The sequence below is a fragment of the Actinomyces sp. MRS3W genome (assembly GCF_032465695.1).
GTDB lineage: Bacteria > Actinomycetota > Actinomycetes > Actinomycetales > Actinomycetaceae > Actinomyces.
The window spans coordinates 1-5,622 of record NZ_JAWDJJ010000031.1; the positions used below are offsets into that span (position 1 = coordinate 1).

The 5,622-nt window shown below is 72.1% G+C and carries 3 protein-coding genes; all 3 read left to right on the top strand.

The window, feature by feature from the left end:
• Positions 1 to 274 (top strand): acetyl-CoA carboxylase biotin carboxyl carrier protein subunit (locus RWX45_RS00915; RefSeq protein WP_316021917.1); only part of this gene is annotated, 274 nt, incomplete at its 5' end.
• Position 275: 1 nt separating this feature from the next.
• Positions 276 to 1,859 (top strand): acyl-CoA carboxylase subunit beta, encoded by a 1,584-nt coding sequence (locus RWX45_RS00920; protein WP_316021918.1) that lies wholly within the window; start codon positions 276 to 278, stop codon positions 1,857 to 1,859.
• A 76-nt stretch (positions 1,860 to 1,935) separates the two neighbouring features.
• The coding region (locus RWX45_RS00925; RefSeq protein ID WP_316021919.1) for a fatty acid synthase subunit beta domain-containing protein at positions 1,936 to 5,622 on the top strand (3,687 nt) is incomplete at its 3' end.

The following is a 5,622-nucleotide window of genomic DNA, read 5'->3' on the forward strand; positions in this document are numbered from 1 at the left end:
GGCCCAGGGAGCCGATCCCGGTGCGATCGCCGCCCCTATGCAGGCCATCGTCACCCGCATCTGTGTCAGCCCCGGCGACCGCGTGCGCGAGGGCGACCTGCTGGTCGTGCTGGAGTCCATGAAGATGGAGAACTACGTGCACGCCCCCGCGGACGCCACCGTTGCCGATATCCCCGTAAGCGCGGGCCGCACCGTTTCCGCCGGCGAGATCCTCGTGCGCATGCGCGACCTCGGCGACGAGGCCACCACATCCACCCCACAGCAGGAGGCCTGAGATGACCGACGCCACCATGGCTGTCTCACCGGCAACCACCGCCTTCCGCGAGCGCATCGCCCGCGTGGACGCCGAAGCCGAGGAGCGCGCCGCCGCCCGCCAGCACCCCAAGGGCAAGCACACCGCCCGTGAGCGCATCGCCGCCCTGCTCGATGCCGACTCCTTCCTCGAGATCGGCCGGTACTCCGGCGCCGGCGCCGGCGAGCAGGCCCGCCCCTCCGGCGTCGTCACCGGCTTCGGCCAGATCGACGGCCGCCAAGTCGCGGTCTACTCCCAGGACTTCTCCGTCTCCGGCGGGGCGCTGGGCAGCGTCGAGGGCGACAAGATCGTCCGCCTTCTCGACGACGCCCTGCGGCTGAGCATCCCCGTCATCGGGCTCATTGACTCCGGCGGTGCCAAGATCCAGGAGGGCGTGGCGGCGCTGCGCCAGTACGGACGCATCTTCAACCGCACCTGCGCCGCCTCCGGCCTCATCCCGCAGATCAGCGTCATCCTCGGCCCCTGCGCCGGCGGCGCCGTCTACAGCCCCGCGCTGACCGACTTCGTCATCGCCACCCGCGAGGCCTCCCACATGTTCGTCACCGGCCCGGACGTGGTGCGGGCCGTCACCGGTGAGCGGATCAGTGCCGAGGAGCTCGGTGGCGCCGACATTCACGGATCGGTCACCGGCGTCGTGCACTATGTCGCCGAGGATGAGGACGACGCCCTCGATCAGGTGCGCACGCTGCTGGCCTACCTGCCCTCCTCCTCCGCGCAGGAGGCTCCCCGCTACGACTACGACGACGTCGACCGGGCCGCGGACCGGGCGGCGGCAGCACAGGTCGGCGAGCTGGTGCCCGCCTCACCCCGCCAGCCCTACGACGTCACCGCCGTGGTTGCGGCCGTGGTCGACCACGGGGAACTGGTGCAGGTGCAGGAGGACTTCGCCGCCAACGTGGTGGTCGGCTTCGCCTGCTTCGAGGGGCGCCCGGTGGGCGTGGTCGCCAACCAGCCGCTGGTCGATGCCGGCACGCTCGACGTCGACGCCTCCGAGAAACTCGCCCGGTTCGTCCGCTTCTGCGACGCCTTCGGCCTGCCCGTGGTCACCTTCGTGGACGTGCCCGGTTACCGTCCCGGGGCCGAGCAGGAGCACGCCGGCATCATCCGGCGGGGCGCCAAGGTCATCAACGCCTACGCCTCCGCCACCGTCCCGCTGGTAACCGTGGTGCTGCGCAAGGCCTACGGCGGCGCCTACATCGTCATGGGCTCCAAGGCCATCGGCGCCGACCTCAACTTCTGCTGGCCGGGCGCGGAGATCGCCGTACTCGGCGCCCAGGGCGCGGTGGGCATCATTCACCGCCGCGACTTGGCGCGTGTACGCGACGAGTCCGGTGAACAAGCCGCCGCCGCCGAGCAGCAGCGCCTGGTCGAGGAATACACCGACACGGTTATCAACCCCGACAAGGCGGTGGCGATCGGCGAGATCGACGCCGTCATCGCGCCCGAGGACACGCGCACCGTCATCGTCGATTCCCTGGCCGCTCTCGCCGACAAGCGCGACAGCCGCAGCCTGCCTGCCAAGAAGCACGACAACGGACCCCTGTGACCCTCCCATGACCTCCACGAAACCCACAACCGCCCACCAGACCCCCAACCAGACGACCGACACAACCGAGGACCGCATGAGCACCCAGCCCACCACCCCCGACACCATCGCCGAGCGGCTCAACGCGGGCGAGCCCTATGTACTCGCCTTCGGCGGGCAGGCCACCCCCTGGCGCGCCACGCTCGACGAGCTCGTCGGACTCGACCGCGAGCTGGCAGATGAGCTCGTTGCCATCGACGCCGCCGTCGCCGACCGCCTCGCCCCGGTGGCAACCGACCTGCTGACCGTGACTCCCAGGGGCGCGCGCTTCTTCACCGACGCGGGCGCCCCGGCCAGCCCGGCACCGCAGGCCGGGACCGCCGACACCGCCGACGTGTCTGTGCCCGGCATCCTGTTCGCGCAGCACGCCGCCCTGGCCTGCCTGCCCGGCTCCGGCATCGACCCCGTGGGCGAGCACGCGCCGGGCGCCGTCATCGGTCACTCCCAGGGCGTCCTGGGCGTGGCCCTGCTGGACGCGCTGCGTGCCGCGCGGCACTCCGGCACCAACACGAGCGTCGTCGAGGTGCACGCCATCGCCCGGCTCATTGGTGCTGCCGCTGCCCGCACCACCGGTCGGCTCGACCTGGGCACGGTGGGGGAGACCACCCCCATGCTCTCTGTGCGGGGCGTGACCCGCGAGGTGCTCGACGGTGTCCTGTCCCAGCTGCCCGGCGCCGAGCGGATCGCGGTTGGGGTCGTCAACGGCCGTCAGGCTCATATCCTGTCCGGTCGCCCCGGCGACCTTGAGCGTGTCATCACCGCGCTTGAAGCGGTTGCGCGCCGCAGCGAGCAGGACCGCAAGGAGCGGCGCCGCGGTGGCGCCGTCCTGGCTCCGATCACCGAGTTCCTCACTACGTCCGTCCCCTTCCACACGCCGCTGCTGGCCAGCGCCGTGGACGACGTGGTCGCCTGGGCCGAGCGCGCCGGGCTGGATCCGCAGTTGGCCCGTGACCTGGCCATCGCCGTCCTCATCGACCCGGTCGACTGGCCCGCCACCATCGACGACGCTCTCGGTGCGGGCGAGCGCCGCCTCATCCTCGATGTGGGTCCGGGCACGGTGCTCTCGCGCCTGACCGAGCCCGTGGTGGCCGGCACCGGCACCACGGTCGTGCCCGCGGGCACCGCCCGGCACATTGACGACCTCGACCGCGCGGGCGCCGCCCCGGCTCCGACCGTGGACCGGGCGCGCTTCGCCCCGCACCTGACGCAGCTGCCGGACGGACGCATCACCGTCGACACCGCCTTCACCCGCCTGACCGGCCGCTCCGCCATCCTGCTGGCGGGCATGACCCCGACCACCGTGGACCCGGAGATCGTCGCCGCCGCCGCCAACGCCGGCTACTGGGCCGAGCTCGCCGGTGGTGGCCAGACCACCCCCAAGGTACTGGCCGACAACCTGGCCGGCCTCGAGGCGGCCCTCGAGCCGGGCCGCACCGCCGCCTTCAACGCCATGTTCATGGACCGCTACCTGTGGAACCTGCACCTGGGCACGCAGCGGCTCCTGTCCAAGGCGCGCGCCGCCGGCGCCCCCGTGGACGGCGTCGTCATCTCCGCCGGCATCCCGGAGCTGGATGAAGCGGTCACGCTCATCACCCGTCTGCGCGCCGAGGGCTTCCCCTACGTGGCGCTCAAGCCCGGCACTGTCGAGCAGATCCGCCAGGTCATCGCCATCGCCAAGGCGGTGCCGGACGTGCCCATCATTATGCAGATTGAGGACGGTCACGCCGGCGGTCACCACTCGTGGGAAGACCTGGACACCATGCTCCTGGCCACCTACGACGCCATCCGCGCGGTGGATAACCTGGTACTCACCGTGGGTGGCGGCATCGGCGCCCCCGAGCGGGCCGCCGACTACATCACCGGCCGTTGGGCACTGGCCTACGGCACCGCCGCCGCGCCGGTTGACGGTGTCAGCGTCGGCACCGCCGCCATGACTTGCCTGGAGGCCAAGACCAACGAAGACGTTAAGCAGCTGCTGGTCGACACCCCCGGTATCGACCCCGCCCACGAGGGCGGCTGGGTCGCTTCCGGCGCCTCCGCCGGTGGCATGACCTCGGGCCTGTCGCACCTGCGCGCCGACCTGTACGAGATCGACAACTCCTCTGCCCGCGCCTCTCGCCTCATCCAGGAACTCGCCGGCGATGACGCGGCCATGACCGCGCGCCGCGAGGAGATGATCGCCGCCCTGGCCAAGACCGCCAAGCCGTACTTCGGTGACGTCGAGGCCATGAGCTACCTGGAGTGGGCGACCCGCTACGCGGAGCTGTGCGTCGCGCCTCACGAGGGCCGGGCCGCCACCGCCGCGGACTGGGCCGATGAGGGCTGGTACGACCGCTTCCTCGACCTGCTGCACCGGGTTGAGGCGCGCGTCAACAGCGCCGATCACGGTGAGATCGAAACGCTGTTCGCCACCGAGGACGATGTCCTGGACGCCGATGCCGCGCTGGCCGCCCTGGCGGAGCGCTACCCGGCCGCCGCCACCACTCAGGTGGAGCCCGCCGACGCCGCCTGGTTCGTTGACCTGTGCCGCAAGCACCCCAAGCCGGTGCCGTTCGTGCCCGTGCTCGACGCCGACATCCTGCGCTGGTGGGGCACCGACTCCCTGTGGCAGTCGCAGGACCCGCGTTACACCGCCGACCAGGTGCGCATCATTCCCGGGCCCGTGTCCGTCGCCGGCATCACCACCATTAACGAGCCGGTCGGTCATCTGCTGGGCCGCTTCGAAACCGCCGTCGTCGAGGCCCTCCAGGCCGGTGGCGAGCAGCCGCGCCGTGGGGCCCGTCTGGGCGCCTCCTGGAAGCCGGGCACCCGCCCCGTCACGGACGCCACCGAGCTGGTGCGCGTCACCCCTCACGTGCTGTGGAACGGGCACCTGACCATTAACCCGGCCCGGGTGCTGGCCGACGCCGGCGACGACGCCTACCGGGTGGTGGCCCGCCCGGACGTGGCCGACGACGCCTACGACCTCGACATTCGTCTGGACACCCACTGGGACGACACTCCCGGTGGTGAGGCCATCCACGCCGTGCGCCGCCTCGTCGTGCCGCTGCGCCTGGCGCGCGCCGCCGACGGCGCCGCCCCCCTGGTCGACCCCGGTCGCATCAGCGAAACCATGAACGACCTGCTGCGCAACACCGCCGGCGTCGGCGCCGTGTCCATTACCGGCGACCTGGTCGACCAGCTGCCGGAGGTCATCGCTCCCGTCGCCGGCGCCACCGATGCGCTCGGACGTCCGGCCCACCAGCCCTTCGGCACGGTGCACGCCCGCTTCACACTGGCCGACACGCTCGGTGCCGACCACGCCGCCGTCACCGCGGACGCCCTGCCCACTTCGCTGGCCGCCGCGCCGCTGGTGCCCGACGCCCTGCTGGGCCCGGCCTGGCCGGTGGTCTATGCCGCCCTGGGCAGCGTCGTCGAAGACGGCATGCCGCTCATCGAGGGACTCCTGGGCGCCGTGCACCTGGACCACACCATCGACTTGCGTCGGCCGCTGGCACAGCTGGCCCGCGAGGCCGGCCCGGATTGCGTCATCCAGGTTGACGGTTGGGTGGCCGGCCTGGAGGAGTCCAGCGCCGGGCGCGTGGTCGACGTGCGCCTGCAGCTGACCGACGCCGCCGACGGCACCCTCGTGGCCCTCATGCGCGAGCGCTTCGCCATCCGGGGACGCGCCTCCGGAACCGCCGTCCCCAGGTCCCCGGATGGCGAAGCGCTCGCGCATGAGGGC